Here is a 20,069-nt window from a genome sequence, read left to right on the forward strand (position 1 = left end):
GATGGCCCGCATGACTGAAGAGCAGCCCGCGCGATGGACCCAGGCGACCGTCTATCCCGACATGTGGGCCGACCCGGACGACGACCCCCGCAACCGGGACGGGGCGAGCCCTGACGGCGAACTCGCCACGCTGGTGGACTTCCTGACGGACTACCGCAGGACCCTGCTCATGAAGTGCGAGGGCCTCGACCCGGAGCAGCTGGCCCGGCGGTCGGTCCCGCCGTCGACGATGTCCCTGCTCGGCCTGCTGCGCCATCTCGCCGAGGTGGAACGGGACTGGCGCAACTGGATCACCGACGCCGACCCGCTGCCCAAGCTGTACGGCCCGAAGGACACGGACTTCCACGGTGCCGTCGCCGAACAGGCCGTGGTCGACGGCGCGTACGCCGATCTGGAGCGCGAACAGGCGGCGACCGACGCCGCCCTGGCCGCTTACGAGGACCTGGGCGAGCGTGTGGGCAAGGACGGGATCGCGATCCGCGAACTCCTCGTGCACCGCGTCGAGGAGTACGCCCGCCACTGCGGCCACGCCGACCTGCTGCGGGAGTGCGTGGACGGTCGGGTCGGTCAGTGACGGCGACCGGCCGCCGCCGCTGAGCGGGGCCGGGTGACGGGGCGGGCGCGCGGCGCCCGCCCCGTTCGCGTTCCCGGCGCCCGTTCGCGTTCACCTGCCCTCGTTCGCGTTCACCTGCCCTCGTTCGCGTTCCCCGGCCCCCCGTTCGCGTTCCCCGGCCCCACATTCGCGTTCCCGGGCCCGCCGACCCGGGCGTTCCCCAGGAATAAAGCTGCGCGGCGCAGAGAAGCGGGTTATTGTCTGCGTGTCGCAAAGATTGCGGCGCGCAGAAGTTATCGATCGACCCTCAGGAGTCGCCATGCTCACCGTCGCCGTCACCGGAGCCACCGGCGCCCAGGGCGGAGCCACCGCCCGCGCCCTGCTCGCCGCGGGCCACCACGTACGCGCGCTCACCCGTGACCCCGGTGCGCCCGCCGCCCGCGCGCTGGCCGTGCTCGGCGCCGACGTGCGCCGCGCCGACTTCGACGACCGCGCCTCGCTCGACGCCGCCCTCGCCGGAGCCGACTCGCTCTTCGCCGTCACCACCCCCTTCGGCACCGACACCGACACCGAGGTCCGCCAGGGCAAGGCCCTCGTCGACGCCGCCAAGGCCGCCCGCACCGGGCACGTCGTGCTCACCTCCGCCGCCCATGCCGACCGCGGGACCGGCGTCCCGCACTACGAGAGCAAGTGGGCCGTCGAGCAGCACCTGTACGCGTCCGGGCTCGACTGGACCGTCATCGGTCCCGCCGCCTTCATGGACAACTACGCCGACGGGTGGACCCTCGACGGCCTGCGCGAAGGCTCCTTCGCCTGGCCGATGGCGGGCGGCACGCCGCTCACCCTGATTCCCGCCACCGACATCGGCGCCTTCGCCGCGCTCGCCCTGCGGCGGCCCGCGGACTTCACCGGTCTCCGGGTCGACATCGCCTCCGACGAGCGCACGCCCGCCGAGATGGCCGCGATCCTCACCGCCGCCGCCGGGCGCCCCGTCACCCACGCCGAGGTGCCGCTCGACCAGGTGCGCCGGCACTCCACCGACCTCGCCGCGATGTTCGCGTACTTCGCCGAGCACGGCCTCGGCGTCGACGTCGCCGGGCTGCGCCGCGCGTATCCCGAGGTCGGCTGGCACTCCTTCGCCGACTGGGCCGCCGCCCAGGACTGGGCCGGGCTGCTCGCGCAGACTGAGAACGAGAGCCTCACTCCGGCCATCTAGTGACATGACGCTCTTCAGTCCGTAGGGTGCTGAATATGGATATGCAGACTGTCGTCCTTGGGACGTCCGGCACCACCCCGCAGGACGTCATCGACGTCGCCCGCCACGGCGCGCGCGTCGAGCTGTCATCCGAGGCCGTCCAGGCGCTGGCGGCCGCCCGCGCCACCGTGGACGCGCTCGCCGCCAAGCCGGAGCCCGTCTACGGCGTCTCCACCGGCTTCGGCGCCCTCGCCACCCGGCACATCGGGCACGAGCTGCGCGCCCAGCTCCAGCGCAACATCGTGCGCTCGCACGCCGCCGGCATGGGCCCGCGCGTCGAGCGCGAGGTCGTGCGCGCGCTGATGTTCCTGCGGCTCAAGACCGTGTGCTCCGGCCACACCGGTGTCCGCCCCGAGGTCGCCCAGACCATGGCCGACCTGCTCAACGCGGGGATCACCCCCGTCGTCCACGAGTACGGCTCGCTCGGCTGCTCCGGCGACCTCGCCCCGCTCTCCCACTGTGCCCTGGCGCTCATGGGTGAGGGCGACGCCGAGGGCCCCGACGGCGAGCTCAAGCCGGCCGGTGAGCTGCTCGCCGCCGCCGGCATCGAGCCCGTCGAGCTCCGCGAGAAGGAGGGTCTCGCCCTCCTCAACGGCACCGACGGCATGCTCGGCATGCTGATCATGGCGCTCGCCGACCTCGACAACCTCTACAAGTCGGCCGACGTCACCGCCGCGCTCTCCCTCGAGGCCCTCCTCGGGACCGAGAAGGTCCTGGAGCCCGAGCTGCACGCCATCCGCCCGCACCCGGGCCAGGCCGCCTCCGCCGCCAACATGCTGGCCGTCCTCAAGGGCTCCGAGCTCACCGGCCACTACCAGAGCGGCGAGGCCCCGCGCGTCCAGGACGCCTACTCGGTGCGCTGTGCCCCGCAGGTGGCCGGCGCCGGCCGCGACACCATGGCCCACGCCCGCACCGTCGCCGAGCGCGAGCTCGCCGCCGCCGTCGACAACCCGGTCGTCCTCGGCGACGGCACGGTCCGCTCCAACGGCAACTTCCACGGCGCCCCCGTCGCGTACGTCCTCGACTTCCTCGCCATCGCCGCCGCCGACCTCGGCTCCATCGCCGAGCGCCGCACCGACCGGCTCCTCGACAAGAACCGCTCGCACGGCCTCCCGCCGTTCCTCGCCGACGACGCCGGCGTCGACTCCGGCCTGATGATCGCCCAGTACACGCAGGCCGCCCTGGTCAGCGAGATGAAGCGGCTGGCCGTCCCGGCCTCCGCCGACTCCATCCCGTCCTCGGCCATGCAGGAGGACCACGTCTCCATGGGCTGGTCCGCGGCCCGCAAGCTGCGCACCGCGATCGACAACCTCAACCGGATCATCGCCGTCGAGCTCTACGCCGCCACCCGCGGCATCGAGCTCCGCCACGGCCTGAGCCCGGCGCCCGCCTCCGCCGCCGCCATCGCGGCCCTGCGCGCCGCCGGCGTCGAGGGTCCCGGGCCGGATCGTTTCCTCGCTCCCGACCTGGCGGCCGCCGACGCCTTCGTGCGCGAGGGTCGGCTGGTCGCGGCCGTCGAGCCGGTCACCGGCCCGCTGGCGTAACCCCGGCACCGCGAAGGGCCGCTCCGGGACTCCGGGGGCGGCCCTTCCGCGTACGTTCCGCGGGCGTCAGGAGGCCCGGCCCCCGCGGCGCATCGCCAGGGTCACGAAACCCGCGCCGACCCCGAGGAACAGCGTCCCGCCGAGCAGGTACGGCGTGGTGTCGACACCGCCGGTCTCCGCGAGCCGCCCGTCGTCCCGGGGCTCCGTCACGATCGACGGCGATTGATCCGCTCTGCCCTGGTCGCCGGTGGCGTTCGCGGACGGCACGAACCACAGCGCGAAGAGCAGGGTCCCCGCGGTGGTGGCGGTGAGCAGCGGGCGTCGGGCGACGGACACGTGTTTCTGATCCCCCTTGCGGAAACCGCGAACTGGTAGGTGGGGCGATGCTATTGGCTTCTTCCCTCTCGTGCGAACGAGGGGGCTCACGGTGCCCTGTCGCGAGGTCTTCCGCCGCGTGGCAGGCGTCCGCCCGGAGGTCCCCGCAGGTCCCGGCACGGAACCGTGCTCCCGCACGGGGCCGCGGGGGGTGTCTCAGGACGAGTCCGGGAAAGCAGAGGGTCATGGCAAAGCCGAAGCCTCCGGGCCCTCTACGCTCCGCCCATGAGCACATCCGAGACATCACGCTATGTACGCCTTCGGGTCGATCTGGTCCTGGAGGTCGACGGGCCCGCCGCGCTCGCCGAGGCCGCCGTCGGCCGGATCGACGCCGACGAGTTCATGCCGGAGGAGGAGCGGGTGCACGCGCGCGCCGCGGTCGCCGAGGACAGTGCGGAGGCCCTGGCGTACCTCGTCGAGCCCTTCGACCTGGTCACCACCGTCCCCGGCGTCGAGATGGTGCAGGCCTCCTGGAGCAGCGAGGAGATCGAGTACGACCCCGATGCGATGGAGTGGGACCTCGAGGACGAAGATGGTGGGCGGGAAGACGACGAGGTAGAGCGCACCTGAGTCCGACGAGCCCCCATCGGGAGGGCGTCGGGAGGACCCCGGGACGGCGTCGTCCCGGGGCCCTCTCCCCTACCGGGAGAGGATCTGGGGAACCGATCGTTCCGCCGGTGCGTGTCGATCAGTGGTGTTCCCCACATACCCCCCGGTTACGGAACCGGACGGGTTCTGATGAGTGTTTCAGTGGGAAGTGGCAGGTAATCGGCGACGATGGAGAAGCGTGTGATGACGTACGGCAAGCGCCGTAAGGGCCTGGCCGCGGCCGCGGCGGTGCTCGGCGGCGTACTGGTGCTCTCGGCCTGCAACGACAGCGACAAGGGCGGCGCCGCCGACGCCTCGCAGCAGTCACAGGCTCAGGTCGACGAGGCCGCCGCGCAGAAGACCTCCAAGGCGCAGATCACCATCTCGCCGAAGAACGGCTCCCAGAACGCCTCGATCAACGACGGCACCAAGGTCACCGTCGCCGAGGGCAAGCTCACCGAGGTCACCATGACCTCCGCCGAGGGCGACACCGTCAAGGGCGAGATATCGGCGGACGGTCTGAGCTGGAAGCCGGGCGGCCAGCTCAAGCGCGGCACCGTCTACAAGATCGCAGCGACCGCGAAGGACGCCGACGGCCTGGAGGCGCACGAGAACTCCTCCTTCACCACCGTCTCGAAGGCCAACAGCTTCATCGGCAACTACACGCCGGAGGACGGCTCGACGGTCGGCGTCGGCATGCCCGTCTCGGTCACCTTCAACAAGTCGATCACCGACAAGAAGGCCGTCCAGGGCGGCATCTCCGTCACCTCCAGCTCCGGTCAGGAGGTCGTCGGCCACTGGTTCAACTCGCAGCGGCTCGACTTCCGCCCCGAGAAGTACTGGACCGAGGGCTCGACCGTCACCCTGAAGCTGAACCTGGACGGGGTCGAGGGCGCCAACGGCGTCTTCGGCGTCCAGAAGAAGACGGTCACCTTCAAGATCGGCCGCAACCAGGTCTCCGTCGTCGACGCGTCCGCCAAGACCATGACGGTCAAGCAGGACGGCGTCACGATCAAGACCATCCCGATCTCGGCGGGCTCCCCGGACAACACCACCTACAACGGCGAGATGGTGATCTCCGAGAAGTTCAAGGAGACCCGGATGAACGGCGCCACCGTCGGCTTCACCGACTCCGACGGCAAGGGCGAGTACGACATCAAGGACGTGCCGCACGCCATGCGCCTGTCCACCTCGGGCACCTTCATCCACGGCAACTACTGGGGCTCGCGCTCCATCTTCGGCAACGTCAACACCAGCCACGGCTGCGTGGGCCTCGCCGACGTCAAGGGCGCCGGCGACCCCAACCAGCAGGCCGCCTGGTTCTACGACCACTCGATCATCGGTGACGTCGTGATCGTCAAGAACTCCAAGGACAAGACGATCGCTCCCGACAACGGCCTCAACGGCTGGAACATGAGCTGGTCGGCGTGGAAGGCCGGCTCCGCCGTCTGACCGGCCCGCACCGTGCGAAACGGCCCCCACGCCCCAGGGCGTGGGGGCCGTTTCGCTTCGGACGACGGGAACCGAGGGCGGGTCCGGCACCCGTGTTCGCGGAGCCGCTTCGGTACGCCGTGCAGCTCTGCTTCGGTACACCGTGCGGCTGCTTCCATACGTCCGCGCAGCTACTTCCGTACGTCCGCGGGCTCGTCCACGCCCCACTGCGCGAGCAGGCGCAGCGCGTCCGCCGCCGGCGAGCCCGGCTCCGCGTGGTAGGTCACGAGCACCAGGTCCGGATCGTCGCCGGACACCTTCAGGGACTCGTACGCCAGCGTCATCTCGCCCACCAGCGGATGCCGCATCCGCTTCGTGCCGTGGCCCTTGTCGGTCACCGTGTGCGCCGCCCACAGCGAGCGGAACTCCTCGCTCCTGACCGACAGTTCGCCCACCAGCGACAGCAACTCCTGGTCGTCCGGGTACATGCCGGCGTACAGCCGCAGCACGCTCACGACCTCGATCGCCTTGCACTCCCAGTCGACGTACAGATCACGCGCGTTGGGGTCGAGGAAGACCATCCGCGCCATGTTCCGCTCCCGCGGCTCCCAGGCGGCGAAGTCGCCGAGCAGGGCGCGCGCCATCCGGTTCCAGGCCAGGATGTCGCCGCGCCGCCCCAGGACGAAGGCCGGCACCCCCTCCATGGAGTCGAGGAGGTGCGCGAGGGCGGGCCGCACCTTCTGCGGGCGGCTGATCGCCGCCCGCTGCCGCTTCTTCACGGTCGGCTTCGCCAGGTGCGTCAGATGCGCCCGCTCGGTGTCGCTGAGCCGCAGCGCCCGCGCGATCGAGTCCAGGACCTCCGTGGACACGTTCTTGCCGTTGCCCTGTTCGAGCCGCGTGTAGTACGCCACGGAAACGCCGGCCAGCTGCGCGAGCTCCTCACGGCGCAGCCCCGGCACCCGGCGGTGCCGCCCGAACTCGGGCAGGCCCACGTCCTGCGGCTTCAGGCGGGCCCGCCGGGTGCGCAGGAATTCGCTGAGTTCGGCACTGAGGTCCATACCTCCCCAGTATTCCCGGTCCGGCGCGGTACCGGACGTACGTTCCTGACCCTGCCAGTGGTAGGCACGGCGGTCGTAGGCAGAACAGTGGGCTGGGTGGGAGCGGATCCGTCCGGCAGGCTGGGGGCCATGACCACGACCGTTTCCGCCATCGCCGCACCCGCCCCCGACGCCCCGCTGGCGCGGACCACGATCCCGCGCCGGGCCGTCGGCGAGCACGACGTCCTCATCGAGATCAAGTACGCCGGCATCTGCCACTCCGACATCCACCAGGCCCACAACGGCTGGGGCGAGGGCATCTTCCCCATGGTCCCCGGTCACGAGATCGCCGGAATCGTCACCGAGGTCGGCCCCGGTGTCACGAGGCACCGGGTCGGCGACCGCGTCGGCGTCGGCTGCTTCGTCGACTCCTGCCGGGAGTGCGAGTACTGCCGGCAGGGCCTGGAGCAGTACTGCGTCAAGGGCATGACCGGCACCTACAACGCCCTGGACAAGAACGGGGAGCCGACCTACGGCGGCTACTCCACCCACATCGTCGTCGACGAGAACTACACCCTGCGCATCCCCGAGGGCGTCTCGCTCGACGTCGCCGCCCCGCTGCTGTGCGCCGGCATCACCCTCTACTCGCCGCTCGCCCACTGGCAGGCCGGCCCGGGCAAGAAGGTCGCGATCGTCGGCCTCGGCGGCCTCGGCCACATGGGCGTCAAGATCGCCCACGCGCTCGGCGCCGAGGTGACCGTGCTCAGCCAGTCCCTGAAGAAGCAGGAGGACGCCCTCAAGCTGGGCGCCGACCACTACTACGCCACCAGCGACCCGGAGACCTTCGCGGCCCTCCGTGGCAGCTTCGACCTGGTGATCTCCACGGTCTCCGCGCCGCTGGACTTCGACGCCTACCTGAGCCTGGTGAAGACCGACGGCGCGCTGGTGAACGTGGGCGCCCCGGAGGAGCCGGTCAAGGTCGGCCTGTTCTCCCTCATCGGCGGCCGCAAGACGCTGGCCGGCTCGATGATCGGCGGCATCAAGGAGACCCAGGACATGCTGGACTTCTGTGCCGCGCACGGCCTGGGCGCCGAGATCGAGCTGATCACCGCCGACCAGGTCAACGAGGCCTACGCGCGGGTCGAGGCGTCCGACGTGCGCTACCGCTTCGTGATCGACGCGTCGACGATCTGACCGCGGCCGCGCCGGGGCGCGGTGCTCGCGCTCCGATGCGGGGGCGCCGGTCGCCGACGCCGACGGCAGGTCCGCCGGGGCATGACGTGCGGGGTAATCGACCCGCACGGCATGCCCCGGCACGCTGTTCCCATGACCGCATACGCCATCGGAAACCTGCACCCGAAGCCCGTCCTCGACGAGGAGGTCTTCGACTACATGGAGCGCATCCAGGAGACCCTCGACCCCTTCGGCGGCCGGTTCCTGGTCCACGGCGCCCCCGCCCGTGAGGTCCGCGAGGGCACCTGGCCCGGCGCCCTCGTGATCATCGGCTTCCCGACGTACGAGGACGCCCGCGGCTGGTACGACTCCGCGGCCTACCGGGCCCTGATCCCGCTGCGCACCCGGCACATGGACGGCGACGTCCTGCTGATCGACGGGGTCCCCGAGGGATACACGGCGGCCGGCACGGCGGCGGCCCTGCGCGCGGCCCGGCAGTGACGACCCCGACCGGGAAGTGACGTCCCGTCGGGCGCCCGGCCGGTCGCGCGCCGCCCTCTCAGCCGCGCGCCGCCCTGTCAGCCGCGCGCCGCCCTGCGCGCCCGCTTCACCTCTTCGGCGATCGCCCAGCCGTCCGCCACCGGCCCCAGGTGCCCGAGCTTCTCCGGGTTGACCACGCTGTGGATGGACCGCACGTGCCCGTCGGTCATGTCGAGCGCCCAGGTGGTGAGCACGCGGCCGTCGCGGTCGCGGAAGACGGCGCCCGGCCGGCCGTTCACCTCGTGGGTCTCCAGCGTCACCGCGACGCTGTCGAGCACGGCGAAGTAGGAGGCCAGCAGGCGGGACACGTGGTCGGCGCCGACGATGACGCGGGCCAGCTGCGGTGCCTTGCCGCCGCCGTCCCCGACCAGCTGGGCGTCGGCCGACAGCAGAGCCCGCAGTTCCTCGACCTCGCCCTCGCGCAGCGCCTGGAAGAAGCGCGCCGCGAGCTCCTCCCGCTCCTCGCGGGCGGCCTCGTAGCGGGGGCGGCCCTCCTGCATGTGCTTGCGCGCCCGGACGGCGAGCTGGCGGCAGGCCGCCTCCGAACGCCCGACCGCCTCGGCGACGTCGGGGAAGCCGAACGCGAACACCTCCCGCAGCACGAACACGGCGCGCTCCAGCGGGCTGAGGCGTTCGAGCAGCAGCAGGGCGGCCGTCGACACCGAGTCCGCCAGCTCCGCCGCGCGCTCCGGGTCCTCGTACGGGTCGGAGAGCAGCGGCTCGGGCAGCCACTGCCCGACGTACTGCTCGCGTCGCACCCGCGCCGAGCGCAGCACGTCGATGGAGATCCGGGTGACGGTGGTCGAGAGGAAGGCCTTCGGCGAGTCCGGGCGGGTCGCCGAGGCCGCGTAGCGCAGCCAGCTCTCCTGGACCGCGTCCTCGGCCTCCCCGACGCTGCCGAGGATCCGGTACGCGATCGAGAACAGCAGCGGCCGCAGCTCCTGGAACTCCTCGGTCCTGCCCATGTCGATCCCGCTCACGCCGGCTCCTCCTCGCATCCCCGCCATCACGCCGGACGGCACGCCCGACGGCCCGACCCCACCTGGCCTCGGCGCCGGAGCGGCCGCGCCCCTCCGCCACCATGATCACAGCAAGCGGCGCCTTCCGGTCCGGAAGGACCCCACCGGGGAGCGGACCGCGCGGTGAGCGGGGCCGCGCCCCTGCCGGGCCGCCCTACTCCGCCTTCGCCACGCCGATCGGGCACGAGACGCCCGTCCCGCCGATGCCGCAGTAGCCCGCCGGGTTCTTGTCCAGGTACTGCTGGTGGTAGGCCTCGGCCGGGTAGAAGACGCGGTCCTCGGCCGGGAGGATCTCGGTGGTGATCGTGCCGTAGCCGGAGCCGGTCAGGACCCGCTGGTAGGACTCACGGGAGGTCTCGGCCGTCGCGGCCTGCTCGGGGGAGTGGGTGTAGACGGCCGAGCGGTACTGGGTGCCGACGTCGTTGCCCTGGCGGAAGCCCTGAGTGGGGTCGTGGGACTCCCAGAAGAGCTTCAGCAGGCGCTCGTACGAGACCTTCGAGGGGTCGAAGACCACGCGGACGACCTCCGTGTGGCCGGTGAGGCCCGAGCAGACCTCCTCGTAGTGCGGGTTCTGCGTGAAGCCGCCCTGGTAGCCCACGAGGGTCGTGTACACGCCCTCGGTCTGCCAGAACTTGCGCTCGGCGCCCCAGAAACAGCCCAGGGCGAAGTCCGCGACCTCCAGGCCCTCCGGGTACGGGCCGAGCAGCGGCGTGCCGAGCACCGTGTGGCGCTCGGGAACCGCGAACTCGGGCTCGGGGCGCCCGCGCAGGGCCTGGTCGGGAGTGGGGAGGACGGGGGTGCGGGACAGGAACATGCTGCATCTCTCCTCGACGGTCGGCTCTCGGCACAACGCTCCCCGCCCCCCGGGGATTCCCCTACCGCGGCAGCGTCGCCGGGCTGCCGCCGGCCGACTCGTAGCCGGCCACCGCGATGTTCCGGCACGCCGTGTACGCGGCCGCCGGGTCCGCGTCCAGCGTCCACGGCAGCGCGCCCACATAGCCGTCCACCTTCACGAGCAGCGCCATCGCCTCGCTCCAGCGCTCCGCCCCGATCAGGAAGGACACCAGCAGATGGCGTACGTGCGCGAGCATCGGGTCGTCGGGCCGCGCCGAGTGCACCGCGTACAGGGCGCCCGACACGGCCTTGGTGACGACGGCCGTGCGGTGGAAGTCCACGCCGACGACGAATTCCGGGCGGTTCTCGAAGACCGCGAACAGGGGCAGCGCGGCGAGCAGCGAACCCCGCGGGGCGCGGGCCGCGGCCGTCGTCGCGAAGTGGTCGGCCTCCTCGCGCGAGCCGTGCCACTTCCCGCACCAGTAGTGCAGGGCCGCCAGGTGCGCCCCCATGTGCGTGGGCGCACGGTCGATCACCTTCGCCCACAGCAGGTCGAACTCCTCGTGCGCGTCACCGAGTCCACGCGCCACGGCCAGCTCGGAGATGTACGGCACGGGGTCGCCCGGCGCGAGGAGCGCCGCCTCCTGGCACGCCTTGCGCGCCTCCTCGAGGATCACCCGGAAGTCGTCACTCCCGGCCGTCGAGGACCGCCACGCCTGCTGCACCAGGAACTCCGCGTACACCTGCGCGCCGCCCGCGTCCTTCGGGGCGTCGGCCTTCCACGCGCGCAGCCACGCGCCGCCCACGCCCGGCCGCTCGGCCAGTTCCAGGGAGGCGGCGCCCGCGAAGGCCTGGACCCGCTGCCAGCGGGTCTCGCCCTCCTTGTCGGTGCCCTTCAGCAGCTGCGAGGCGGCCCGCCAGTACTGGGTCGCCTGCACGACGTCGAGCACGTCGAGCAGATCCCGGTCCGGCCCCGGGAGCCGCACGTCCTGCTCCTCCTGGCGCAGGAATCCGTAGGCCTCGGGGTCCGCCGCGTCCGGGGCGCCGGGGGCCACCTGCCGGATGCCGCCGCCGCGCCGGCGGAACACGAAGGGGCCCAGGACGCCGAAGATCAGCCCGAGCGCGATCAGGAACCAGAGAATCTCCATGTGTCCATTGTCCAGGACGCCGGCGAACACCTGCTGAGACGTGAGGCGGCGACCGGGCCCCCACGGGACTACGCTCCTGCCTCATGAGCGACCAGCACACCCACCAGAGCTTCGAGACCCGCGCCATCCACGCGGGCAACACCGCAGACCCGCTGACCGGCGCGGTCGTCCCGCCCATCTACCAGGTGTCCACCTACAAGCAGGACGGCGTGGGCGGGCTCCGCGGCGGCTACGAGTACAGCCGCAGCGCCAACCCCACCCGGACCGCGCTGGAGGAGAACCTCGCGGCCCTGGAGGGCGGCCGCCGCGGCCTCGCGTTCGCCTCCGGCCTCGCCGCCGAGGACTGCCTGCTGCGCACCCTCCTGGCCCCCGGCGACCACGTCGTCATCCCCAACGACGCCTACGGCGGCACCTTCCGGCTCTTCGCGAAGGTCGTCGAGCGCTGGGGCGTGGACTTCTCCGTCGCGGACACGTCCGACATCGAGTCGGTGCGCGGCGCGATCAACGACCGCACCAAGCTGATCTGGGTCGAGACCCCGTCGAACCCGCTGCTCGGCATCACCGACATCGAGGCCGTCGCGGGCGTCGCCCGCCAGGCCGGCGTGAAGCTGGTCGTCGACAACACCTTCGCCTCGCCGTACCTCCAGCAGCCCCTGTCGCTCGGCGCGGACGTGGTCGTGCACTCGCTCACCAAGTACATGGGCGGCCACTCCGACGTCGTCGGCGGCGCCCTGGTGACGGCCGACGCGGAGCTCGGCGAGGAACTGGCGTACCACCAGAACGCGATGGGCGCCGTCGCCGGCCCCTTCGACTCCTGGATCGTGCTGCGCGGCATCAAGACGCTCGCCGTCCGCATGGACCGGCACAGCGAGAACGCCGGCAAGATCGTCGAGATGCTGACCCAGCACCCGAAGGTCACCCAGGTCCTCTACCCGGGCCTGCCGGAGCACCCGGGTCACGAGATCGCGGCCAAGCAGATGCGTTCCTTCGGCGGCATGATCTCGTTCCGCGTGGAGGGCGGCGAGGAGGCGGCCGTCGAGGTCTGCAACCGCGCCAAGCTCTTCACCCTGGGCGAGTCCCTGGGCGGCGTCGAGTCGCTGATCGAGCACCCGGGCCGGATGACGCACGCGAGCGTCGCCGGTTCGCTGCTGGAGGTCCCGGCCGACCTGGTCCGCCTCTCCGTCGGCATCGAGAACGTCGACGACCTGCTCGCGGACCTGCGCGAGGCGCTGGGCTAGCAGGCCGCCGAGCCAGCCGGTCCCCTGGGCCCCTGGGCCAGCCGGTCCGCCGGGCCGGCCAGCCCCCTGGGCCGGCCAGCCCCCTGGGCCGGCCGGTCCGCCGGGCCGGCCGGCCGACCGGCCCGGCCGACCCGCCAAGCCGTCAGGCCTCCGGGGCCGGGTCCTCCTCGCGAGGGCCCGGCCCCACCGGCTTCCGAGCGGCGTCGCCGAGCCTCCGCGGGCCCGGCTCACCAGCCTTCGAGGGGCGGTGTCGTCCCCGCGGGCGGGACCTCCCAGGGCCGCGCGACCGAGGCCCAGACGACGAACGCGGCGACCGCGAGGGCGAGCAGCGCCCAGCCGATCCGCCGCACCACCCGGTCCCGGTGCAGCAGCCGGGTGCCGCGGGCGACGGCCCGTGCGGCGAGGTCGCCGGGGACGTGCGGGTGGGCGGTGTCCATCATCCGGCGGACCTCGTCCTCCTTGTGCTCGTGGCGGTTCACGAGGCCACTCGCAGGGCGCTCACCGAGCGGGCGCAGACGGCCCGGATCCGCTCCTCGGGCAGACCGAGCAGGGCGCCGGTCTGCTCCTCGGCCACCCCCTCGTAGAGCCGGAGGACGACGACGAGCCGCTCCTGCGGGGTGAGGGCGGACAGCACGCCGCCGCGGCCGCGGTGGTAGCGCCAGGCGGTGCGGGCGAAGCGGGTGGCGAGGTCCGCGCGGGTGACCTCGTAGGGGTCCTCGCCGCGCAGCCGGTCCCAGTGGGCGTAGGTGTGGGCGAGGGCGGCCGTCAGCAGGGCCTCGGCGAGCGGGTTGCGGTGCGTGGGCTCGGTGGTGAGCAGGGTCGCCGCATGCAGCAACCGGCCCGACGCCCCGGCCGCGAACGCGTGGAACTCCCGGGTGCGAGCGTTGTTTTCGCCATGGTGGCCATGATTCGACTCGCGCACCTCCTCATATGAGGACAGTGCGCGCCGCCGGTCAAGACCCGTGCCGAAGGCCCCGGGTCACGACTTGGGCGCGGCCTCGCCCGGGACCGCGGGAAGCCCCGACTGGCGTGCCGAGAGCGCGGAGTTGAAGCGGGTGAGCAGGGTGCAGAAGGACTCGCGCTCGGCGGGCGTCCAGCCGTCGGTGACCTCCGCCATCAGCTGCCGGCGCGAGGCGCGGACCTCCTCCAGGCGGGCCTGGCCGCGCGGGGAGAGCTGCAGCACGACGGCCCGGCCGTCCTCGGGGTGCGAGGTGCGCTTGACCAGGCCGGTGTCGACGAGCGGGGCGACCTGGCGGGTGACCGTGGAGGAGTCGATGCCCATGCCGGCGGCGAGCGCCTTCACGCCCATCGGGCCTTCCTGGTCCAGCCGGTTGAGCAGCAGGTACGCGGCGCGGTCCATGGAGTTGCGGAGCTGCCCGGTGCCGCCGAGCCGGGTCTGCTCGGCCCGTCTCGCGAAGACGGCCACCTGGTGCTGGAGGGCGTCGAGGAGTCCGGGGTCAAGCTCAGTCGTCATGTCCTGAGATGTGGGCATGGCTGTGGTGGCTCTCTCGTGCGGTGGGCAATTGGTGGGGGACAGAGTACGCGGACCGGCCCGGGTCCGTACCGGCGCTGCGCGAACCCGGTACGAACCCGGGAGCGACGGGGCGCGGTCCGGGCCGCGCACCGTGCGTCCGGCGGCCGCGGCCCCTGTGAGCTGCAAGACTTGCTGTCATGAGCTTCCGTACGCCAGACCCCTTGCACCGCCTCATGCTCGACGACGTGCGCGGAGCGCAGAAGATGCTCGCCGGGGTGGCCCGGGTGACCCCGATGGAGGGCAGCCGGCACCTGTCCTCGCTCGTGGGGGCGCCGGTGCACCTCAAGTGCGAGAACCTGCAGCGGACCGGCTCGTTCAAGCTGCGCGGCGCGTACGTGCGGATCGCGGGGCTGCGGCCCGAGCAGCGCGCGGCCGGTGTGGTCGCGGCCTCGGCGGGCAACCACGCGCAGGGCGTGGCGCTGGCCTCGGCCCTGCTCGGGGTGCACGCGACGGTCTTCATGCCGGTGGGCGCCCCGCTGCCGAAGGTCGCGGCGACCCGCGAGTACGGGGCGGAGGTGCGGCTGCACGGGCACGTCGTGGACGAGACGCTCGCGGCGGCCGAGGAGTACGCGCGGGAGACCGGGGCGGTGTTCATCCACCCCTTCGACCACCTGGACGTCATCGCCGGGCAGGGCACCGTCGGCCTGGAGATCCTGGAACAGTGCCCGGAGGTGCGGACGATCCTGGTGGGGGTCGGCGGGGGCGGGCTGGTCGCGGGGATCGGCCTCGCGGTGAAGTCGGTGCGGCCCGACGTGCGGGTGATCGGCGTGCAGGCGGAGGGCGCCGCCGCGTATCCGCCCTCGCTGGCCGCGGGGCATCCGGTGGCGATCGACTCGCCGGTGACGATGGCGGACGGGATCAAGGTGGGGCGGCCGGGCGACGTGCCGTTCGGGATCGTCCGGGAGTACGTGGACGAGGTCCGCACCGTCTCGGAGGACGCGCTGTCCTCGGCGCTGCTGCTGTGCCTGGAGCGGGCGAAGCTGGTGGTGGAGCCGGCCGGCGCGAGTCCCGTCGCCGCCCTGCTCTCGGACCCGGAGGCGTTCCGAGGCCGGGGGCCCGTGGTGGCGGTGCTGTCCGGCGGGAACGTCGACCCGCTCCTGATGCAGCGGGTCCTGCGGCACGGCATGGCGGCCGCCGGGCGCTACCTGAGCCTGCGGCTGAAGGTCACGGACCGGCCGGGCACGCTCGCGACGCTGCTCGCGGTGCTGACGGTGGTGGACGCGAACGTGCTCGACGTGAGCCACGTGCGGACCGACCCGCGGCTGGGCCTGACGGAGGCGGAGGTCGAGCTGCACCTGGAGACGAAGGGCCCGGAGCACTGCGAGGAGGTCGCCGAGGCACTGCGGGACGCGGGGTACACGGTGCTGGGCTGAAAGTCGCCGGCGTCGGGCGGCGCACAACGATGGCGAGACGCGATGTATCGCGTTAGCGTGTGGCCGGAGTCACAGAACGCCGGGCGAGGTGCGCCCGGCGTCCCTAGACTTGTGTGACTTGTCAGGAAACGCCCGAACCTGCTGGGAGAACCCACATGCCAGGCGCGATCCACGCCGAGGGTCTGGTGAAGACCTTCGGCGACGTACGAGCTCTGGACGGCGTGGACCTCGACGTTCCCGAGGGCACCGTCCTGGGCCTCCTCGGCCCGAACGGCGCCGGGAAGACCACCGCGGTCCGCGTGCTCACCACCCTCCTCACACCCGACAGCGGCCGCGCCACGGTGGCGGGGGTGGACGTGCTCGCGCACCCCGACGAGGTGCGCCGGTCCATCGGTCTGTCCGGCCAGTTCGCCGCCGTCGACGAGTATCTGACCGGCCGCGAGAACCTGCAGATGGTCGGCCGGCTCTACCAGATGGACGCCCGCTCCGCGAAGGCCCGCGCGAGCGAGCTCCTGGAGCGGTTCGGCCTGGCGGACGCCGCCGACCGCACGGCCAAGACCTACTCCGGCGGCATGCGCCGCCGCCTCGACCTCGCCGCGGCCCTCGTGGTCTCGCCGCCGGTCATGTTCATGGACGAGCCGACCACCGGCCTCGACCCCCGCAACCGCCAGGCCCTGTGGGAGGTCATCCAGGAACTCGTCGCCCGCGGCACCACCCTCCTCCTCACCACGCAGTACCTGGAGGAGGCCGACCACCTGGCGCACGACATCTGCGTCATCGACCACGGCAAGGTCATCGCCCGCGGCACCTCCGACCAGCTCAAGGCCCAGACCGGCGGCGAGCGCGTCGAAGTCGTCGTCCACGCGCGCGAGATGATCCCGCCCGCCCGTGAGGTCCTGCAGCGCTACGGAATGCCCGGCCAGGGCGAGATCACCGTCGAGGACCACACCCGCAAGCTGACCGTCCCGGTCACCGGAGGCGCCAAGCTCCTCGCCGAGGTCATCCGCGACCTGGACGCCGTGGGCGTCGAGATCGACGACATCGGCCTGCGCCGCCCGACCCTCGACGACGTCTTCCTCTCGCTCACGGGCCACACGGCCGAGCGGGCCGAGGACGAGAACGGCGAGAACGGCGAGGGCGCACAGGGCCCGCGCGGCAGGCGCGCCAGGGCGAAGGGGCAGGACACCCCGGATCCGGCGCGGTCCCAGGAGCAGGAGCAGGCCAAGGAGGCGGCGAAGTGACCACCCTGACCGACGCCGCCCCGCAACCCCGGAGGCGCGGCGCCATCGCCCAGTCGATCGCCGACTCGCTGGTCGTCACCAAGCGCAACCTCATCCGGATGACCCGCATCCCGGAGATGGTCATCTTCGGGCTCATCCAGCCGGTGATGTTCGTGATCCTCTTCACGTACGTCTTCGGCGGGTCCATGCAGATCGGCGACTCCACCGACCCGGACGTCTACAAGAACTTCCTGATGGCCGGCATCTTCGCCCAGACGGTCACCTTCGCCACGGCCGGCGCGGGTGCGGGCATCGCCGACGACATGCACAAGGGCCTCATCGACCGCTTCCGCTCGCTCCCCATGGCCCGCGGCGCGGTCCTGACCGGGCGCACCCTCGCCGACCTCGTGCAGACCGCGCTGACGCTGACCGTCCTCGCGCTCGTCGCGCTGCTCGTCGGCTGGCGTCCCGGCTACGCGGCGCCGACCAACTTCGCCAAGATCATGGCCGGCTTCGGTCTGCTCCTCCTCCTCGGCTACGCCTTCACCTGGATCGGTGCGCTCATCGGCCTGTCCGTGCGCACCCCGGAGGCGGCCACCTCGGGCGGACTGATCTGGCTGTTCCCGGTCACGTTCATCTCGAACGCGTTCGTGGACTCCAGCAACCTGCCCGGCTGGCTCCAGCCCGTCGCCGAGTGGAACCCGTTCAGTGCCACCGTGCAGGCCTGTCGCAAACTCTTCGGCGACCCGGGCCTGTCCCCGTCCGACGCCTGGCCGATGCGGTATCCGGTGTGGGCGTCGCTGATCTACTCGATCCTGATCGTCGTCATCTTCCGGACGCTGTCGGTGCGGAAGTACCGCCGGGCGGCGGGGTGACGGCTCAGGGCAGGTAGCCGGATACCACCAGGCCGTCGGAGAAGGGCAGGAACACCGCGCCTCCGGCGGCCAGTGCCTCGGACGCGGTCAGCGAGCCGGCGTCGACGCCTTCGGGCAGGTCGGCCTGGAGCACCTCGATGTCCTGCGCGCGGTCCGGCGGCCCCGCCACGGGAACGGTGCTCACCTCGTACCGGCCGCCGACCACCACCCGGTCGCCGGCGAAGTAGGCCCGGCTCAGCTCGTTGCGGTGGAACATGACCTGCGTCCGCCAGCGTTCCCGCCCGCTCTCCAGGTCGTAGGTGACCACCTCACGGGCGGGCCGGCCCCCCACCACGGCCACGGTCCCGTCCGCGCTCACCGCCGGGCCGCCCGTGATCCACAGACCCGCGCCCAGGGTGCGCTTCCGCTTCAGGGTCCGGGCGTCGAGCACGGGAACGCCGCTGTCCTGGGAGGCCGAGCAGAGCACGGAACCGCCGTGCACCACCATGTCGCCGCACACGAGGCCGGCCGGCCCCCGTGCGGTCTCCTCGCCCGTCGCGGCGTCGAGCGCGACCGGGGTGGCCACGCCGATCGGGACGTACACCCGGCCGCCGGCGGCGACCGGCTGTTCGGGGATGCCGCCGAGTTCGCTCCTCCACAGCTGCCGGCCCCCGCCCCTGCCGTCGAGCTCGACCGCGGTGACGAGCCCCTTGGCGTCGTCCAGCAGGTTGACGTAGGTGGAGTAGAGGACGTCGCCCCGCAGGTCGGACCCCTTCACCGCCCAGTCGCCACCCGGCGCGGGGATCTTCCCGCGCTGCCTGCCGTCCTCGATCCCGTACGCGGTGACCCCCGCAGGACCGGTGACGTACGCGGTGTCGCCGACGACGGCCGGGTGCCCGGCGGACGAGAGCACGCCGAAGCCCCCGGCCGCCTCCCGGCCCGGCACCGACCACAGCTGCGTGCCGTCCGCCGCCTTCAGGCCCACCGCCGCGCCCCCGCTCCCTGCGCACACGAGCACGGTGGGGGCGAGCGAACAGGCCTCCATGCCCTTCGCGATCCTCGTCGTCCAGGGCGACCAGCCCGCCGGACGGGAGGTGCGGTCCGTGCCCGCCTTCCCGAAGTCGCCGGAATGGCCCTCGCCGCCGTACGGCAGGACGACCTGGCTCAGCGTCTTCGGAGCGGCCGGTCCGGACGACGAGGCGGAAGGGCCGCGCGACGGACCCTGTCCCGTCGAACCGCCCTGCCCGTCCTGCCGGTCGAGCACCACCACGCCCACCGTCGCCACGACCGCCACCGCCGCGACGGCGGCGACGACCCGCCCCCACGGGCGGCGCCGCGGACCGGGCGCCGAGGGCTCGGCGGGCCGGTAGCCCGCCGCCGTGGGGGAGTACGGCACCACCGGCGCGAGCGTCGGCAGATCCGCCACACCCGCGCCCGACGCCGCCGCCTCACCGATCCGGCGCGCCGCCTCCCCGTATCCGGCGAGCAGTGACAGCACGCCCCCCGGCCAGGGGAAGGCCGCCGGCTCCTCGCCGTCACCCAGCAGCTCCACCAGCTCCGCCGCGGACGGCCGCTCCGCCGGGTCGAGCCGCAGGCACCGCTCGACCACCGCCCGCAACTCCACAGGCACACCGGAGAGTTCGGCCTCGGCGCGACTGATCCGGTAGATCACCGCCGCCATCTCGTCGTCGTGGAACGGCCCCTGCCCGCTCGCCGCGAACGCGAGCACCGCGCCCAGACAGAAGACGTCGGAGGCCGGCACGACCGCCCGGCTGCCGGCCAGGTGCTCCGGCGACATGAAGCCGGGCGAGCCGACCACCAGCCCCGTCGAGGTCAGGGCCGTAGCCTCGAAGGCCTGCGCGATGCCGAAGTCGATCAGCTTCGGCCCGTCCGCGCCCAGCAGCACGTTCGCCGGCTTCAGGTCCCGGTGGAGCACCTCCGCCCGGTGCACCGCCTCCAACGCGCGTGCCAGCGTGGCCCCGAGGGCCCGCACCGCCCCGACCGGCAGCGCCCCGGCCCGTACGACCGCCTCGGCCAGGGACGGACCCGGCACGTACTCGGTCGCCAGCCACGGCGACACCGCGTCGGCGTCCGCGTCGACGAGCTCCGCCGCATAGGGGCTGCGGACCGCGCGGGCCGCCGTGATCTCGCGCCGGAAGCGGGTCCGGAAGTCCCCGTCGACCTCCAGGTCCTCGCGCACGGTCTTCACGGCGACCATCCGGTACGGATCCGCCGTCGGCGCGTCCGCCCGGCAGGCCAGATGGACCTCGCCCATGCCGCCCGCGCCGAGCCGGGCGAGCAGCCGGTAGGGACCGACGAGCCGCGGGGGCCCGGCGGGCAGAGCTTCCAGCAC

At 72.8% G+C, this 20,069-nt stretch carries 20 protein-coding genes; 11 read left to right on the forward strand and 9 right to left on the reverse strand.

All coding sequences use genetic code 11. From position 1 onward, the window contains the following. Position 1 precedes the first annotated feature (1 nt). The 3 genes from ACIRQF_RS36475 to hutH all read left to right on the forward strand — a co-directional run bounded on the left by ACIRQF_RS36475 (position 2) and on the right by hutH (position 3,352). Positions 2-574 (forward strand): DinB family protein, encoded by a 573-nt coding sequence (locus ACIRQF_RS36475; RefSeq protein ID WP_404099085.1) that lies wholly within the window; start codon positions 2-4, stop codon positions 572-574. 298 nt (positions 575-872) lie between these two features. Next, a complete protein-coding gene (locus ACIRQF_RS36480; RefSeq protein WP_404099088.1) occupies positions 873-1,769 on the forward strand; it encodes an NmrA/HSCARG family protein in 897 nt (298 codons plus the stop codon). A gap of 41 nt (positions 1,770-1,810) precedes the next feature. Next, positions 1,811-3,352, forward strand: a complete 1,542-nt coding sequence (gene hutH, locus ACIRQF_RS36485; protein ID WP_404099296.1) for a histidine ammonia-lyase — start codon at positions 1,811-1,813, stop codon at positions 3,350-3,352. 66 nt (positions 3,353-3,418) lie between these two features. Here hutH and ACIRQF_RS36490 read toward each other — a convergent pair whose 3' ends face one another. Beyond that, complete coding sequence (locus ACIRQF_RS36490; protein WP_376637970.1) at positions 3,419-3,688, reverse strand: hypothetical protein; 270 nt, start codon at positions 3,686-3,688, stop codon at positions 3,419-3,421. A 264-nt stretch (positions 3,689-3,952) separates the two neighbouring features. On the opposite strand from ACIRQF_RS36490, the gene ACIRQF_RS36495 reads away from it, so the two are divergent. Then, positions 3,953-4,297 (forward strand): hypothetical protein, encoded by a 345-nt coding sequence (locus tag ACIRQF_RS36495; RefSeq protein WP_376637969.1) that lies wholly within the window; start codon positions 3,953-3,955, stop codon positions 4,295-4,297. A 207-nt stretch (positions 4,298-4,504) separates the two neighbouring features. Continuing rightward, a complete protein-coding gene (locus tag ACIRQF_RS36500) occupies positions 4,505-5,767 on the forward strand; it encodes an Ig-like domain-containing protein (protein WP_376637968.1) in 1,263 nt (420 codons plus the stop codon). A 170-nt stretch (positions 5,768-5,937) separates the two neighbouring features. Here ACIRQF_RS36500 and ACIRQF_RS36505 read toward each other — a convergent pair whose 3' ends face one another. Then, positions 5,938-6,804, reverse strand: coding sequence for a helix-turn-helix transcriptional regulator (locus tag ACIRQF_RS36505; RefSeq protein ID WP_376637967.1), 867 nt, complete (start codon positions 6,802-6,804; stop codon positions 5,938-5,940). A 129-nt stretch (positions 6,805-6,933) separates the two neighbouring features. On the opposite strand from ACIRQF_RS36505, the gene ACIRQF_RS36510 reads away from it, so the two are divergent. After that, on the forward strand, positions 6,934-7,977 hold the full coding sequence (locus ACIRQF_RS36510) for an NAD(P)-dependent alcohol dehydrogenase (protein ID WP_404099093.1): 1,044 nt from the start codon (positions 6,934-6,936) through the stop codon (positions 7,975-7,977). A 132-nt stretch (positions 7,978-8,109) separates the two neighbouring features. Continuing rightward, positions 8,110-8,457, forward strand: coding sequence for a DUF1330 domain-containing protein (locus ACIRQF_RS36515; protein WP_404099096.1), 348 nt, complete (start codon positions 8,110-8,112; stop codon positions 8,455-8,457). Between the two features lie 77 nt (positions 8,458-8,534). Here the strand turns inward: ACIRQF_RS36515 and ACIRQF_RS36520 are convergent, their stop codons facing one another. The 3 genes from ACIRQF_RS36520 to ACIRQF_RS36530 all read right to left on the reverse strand — a co-directional run bounded on the left by ACIRQF_RS36520 (position 8,535) and on the right by ACIRQF_RS36530 (position 11,497). Continuing rightward, positions 8,535-9,461: an RNA polymerase sigma-70 factor gene (locus tag ACIRQF_RS36520; protein ID WP_382484778.1), complete on the reverse strand. Its 927-nt coding sequence runs from the start codon at positions 9,459-9,461 to the stop codon at positions 8,535-8,537. Between the two features lie 208 nt (positions 9,462-9,669). After that, positions 9,670-10,329: a peptide-methionine (S)-S-oxide reductase MsrA gene (gene msrA / locus ACIRQF_RS36525; protein ID WP_376637964.1), complete on the reverse strand. Its 660-nt coding sequence runs from the start codon at positions 10,327-10,329 to the stop codon at positions 9,670-9,672. A gap of 61 nt (positions 10,330-10,390) precedes the next feature. Further along, positions 10,391-11,497, reverse strand: coding sequence for a hypothetical protein (locus tag ACIRQF_RS36530; RefSeq protein WP_404099100.1), 1,107 nt, complete (start codon positions 11,495-11,497; stop codon positions 10,391-10,393). 83 nt (positions 11,498-11,580) lie between these two features. Between ACIRQF_RS36530 and ACIRQF_RS36535 the strand changes: the two genes are divergently transcribed. Then, entirely contained in the window at positions 11,581-12,735 is a 1,155-nt protein-coding gene (locus ACIRQF_RS36535; protein WP_389758623.1) for a cystathionine gamma-synthase, read from the forward strand. A 227-nt stretch (positions 12,736-12,962) separates the two neighbouring features. Here ACIRQF_RS36535 and ACIRQF_RS36540 read toward each other — a convergent pair whose 3' ends face one another. Genes ACIRQF_RS36540 through ACIRQF_RS36550 form a run of 3 tightly spaced genes read right to left on the reverse strand, consistent with a single transcriptional unit; the run spans position 12,963 to position 14,227 of the window. Continuing rightward, positions 12,963-13,214: a hypothetical protein gene (locus ACIRQF_RS36540; RefSeq protein WP_376637961.1), complete on the reverse strand. Its 252-nt coding sequence runs from the start codon at positions 13,212-13,214 to the stop codon at positions 12,963-12,965. Beyond that, on the reverse strand, positions 13,211-13,657 hold the full coding sequence (locus tag ACIRQF_RS36545; RefSeq protein WP_404099105.1) for a sigma factor-like helix-turn-helix DNA-binding protein: 447 nt from the start codon (positions 13,655-13,657) through the stop codon (positions 13,211-13,213). The genes ACIRQF_RS36540 and ACIRQF_RS36545 overlap by 4 nt, the downstream gene beginning before the upstream one ends. A 57-nt stretch (positions 13,658-13,714) precedes the next feature. Beyond that, positions 13,715-14,227 carry a MarR family winged helix-turn-helix transcriptional regulator gene (locus ACIRQF_RS36550; RefSeq protein WP_376637959.1) on the reverse strand — a complete coding sequence of 171 codons (513 nt, stop codon included), beginning with the start codon at positions 14,225-14,227 and terminating at the stop codon, positions 13,715-13,717. A 179-nt stretch (positions 14,228-14,406) separates the two neighbouring features. On the opposite strand from ACIRQF_RS36550, the gene ilvA reads away from it, so the two are divergent. From ilvA to ACIRQF_RS36565, 3 genes are all read left to right on the forward strand, one after another. Further along, positions 14,407-15,642 (forward strand): threonine ammonia-lyase, encoded by a 1,236-nt coding sequence (ilvA, locus tag ACIRQF_RS36555; protein WP_389758616.1) that lies wholly within the window; start codon positions 14,407-14,409, stop codon positions 15,640-15,642. A gap of 155 nt (positions 15,643-15,797) precedes the next feature. Beyond that, on the forward strand, positions 15,798-16,883 hold the full coding sequence (locus ACIRQF_RS36560; protein ID WP_376637957.1) for an ATP-binding cassette domain-containing protein: 1,086 nt from the start codon (positions 15,798-15,800) through the stop codon (positions 16,881-16,883). Next, a complete protein-coding gene (locus ACIRQF_RS36565) occupies positions 16,880-17,737 on the forward strand; it encodes an ABC transporter permease (protein ID WP_404099110.1) in 858 nt (285 codons plus the stop codon). The genes ACIRQF_RS36560 and ACIRQF_RS36565 overlap by 4 nt, the downstream gene beginning before the upstream one ends. 4 nt (positions 17,738-17,741) lie before the next feature. On the opposite strand, the gene ACIRQF_RS36570 is transcribed toward ACIRQF_RS36565, so the two are convergent. Then, positions 17,742-20,069, reverse strand: coding sequence for a protein kinase (locus ACIRQF_RS36570; protein ID WP_404099113.1), 2,328 nt, complete (start codon positions 20,067-20,069; stop codon positions 17,742-17,744).

The organism is Streptomyces sp. NPDC101191 (assembly GCF_044767915.1).
Taxonomy (GTDB): Bacteria; Actinomycetota; Actinomycetes; order Streptomycetales; family Streptomycetaceae; genus Streptomyces.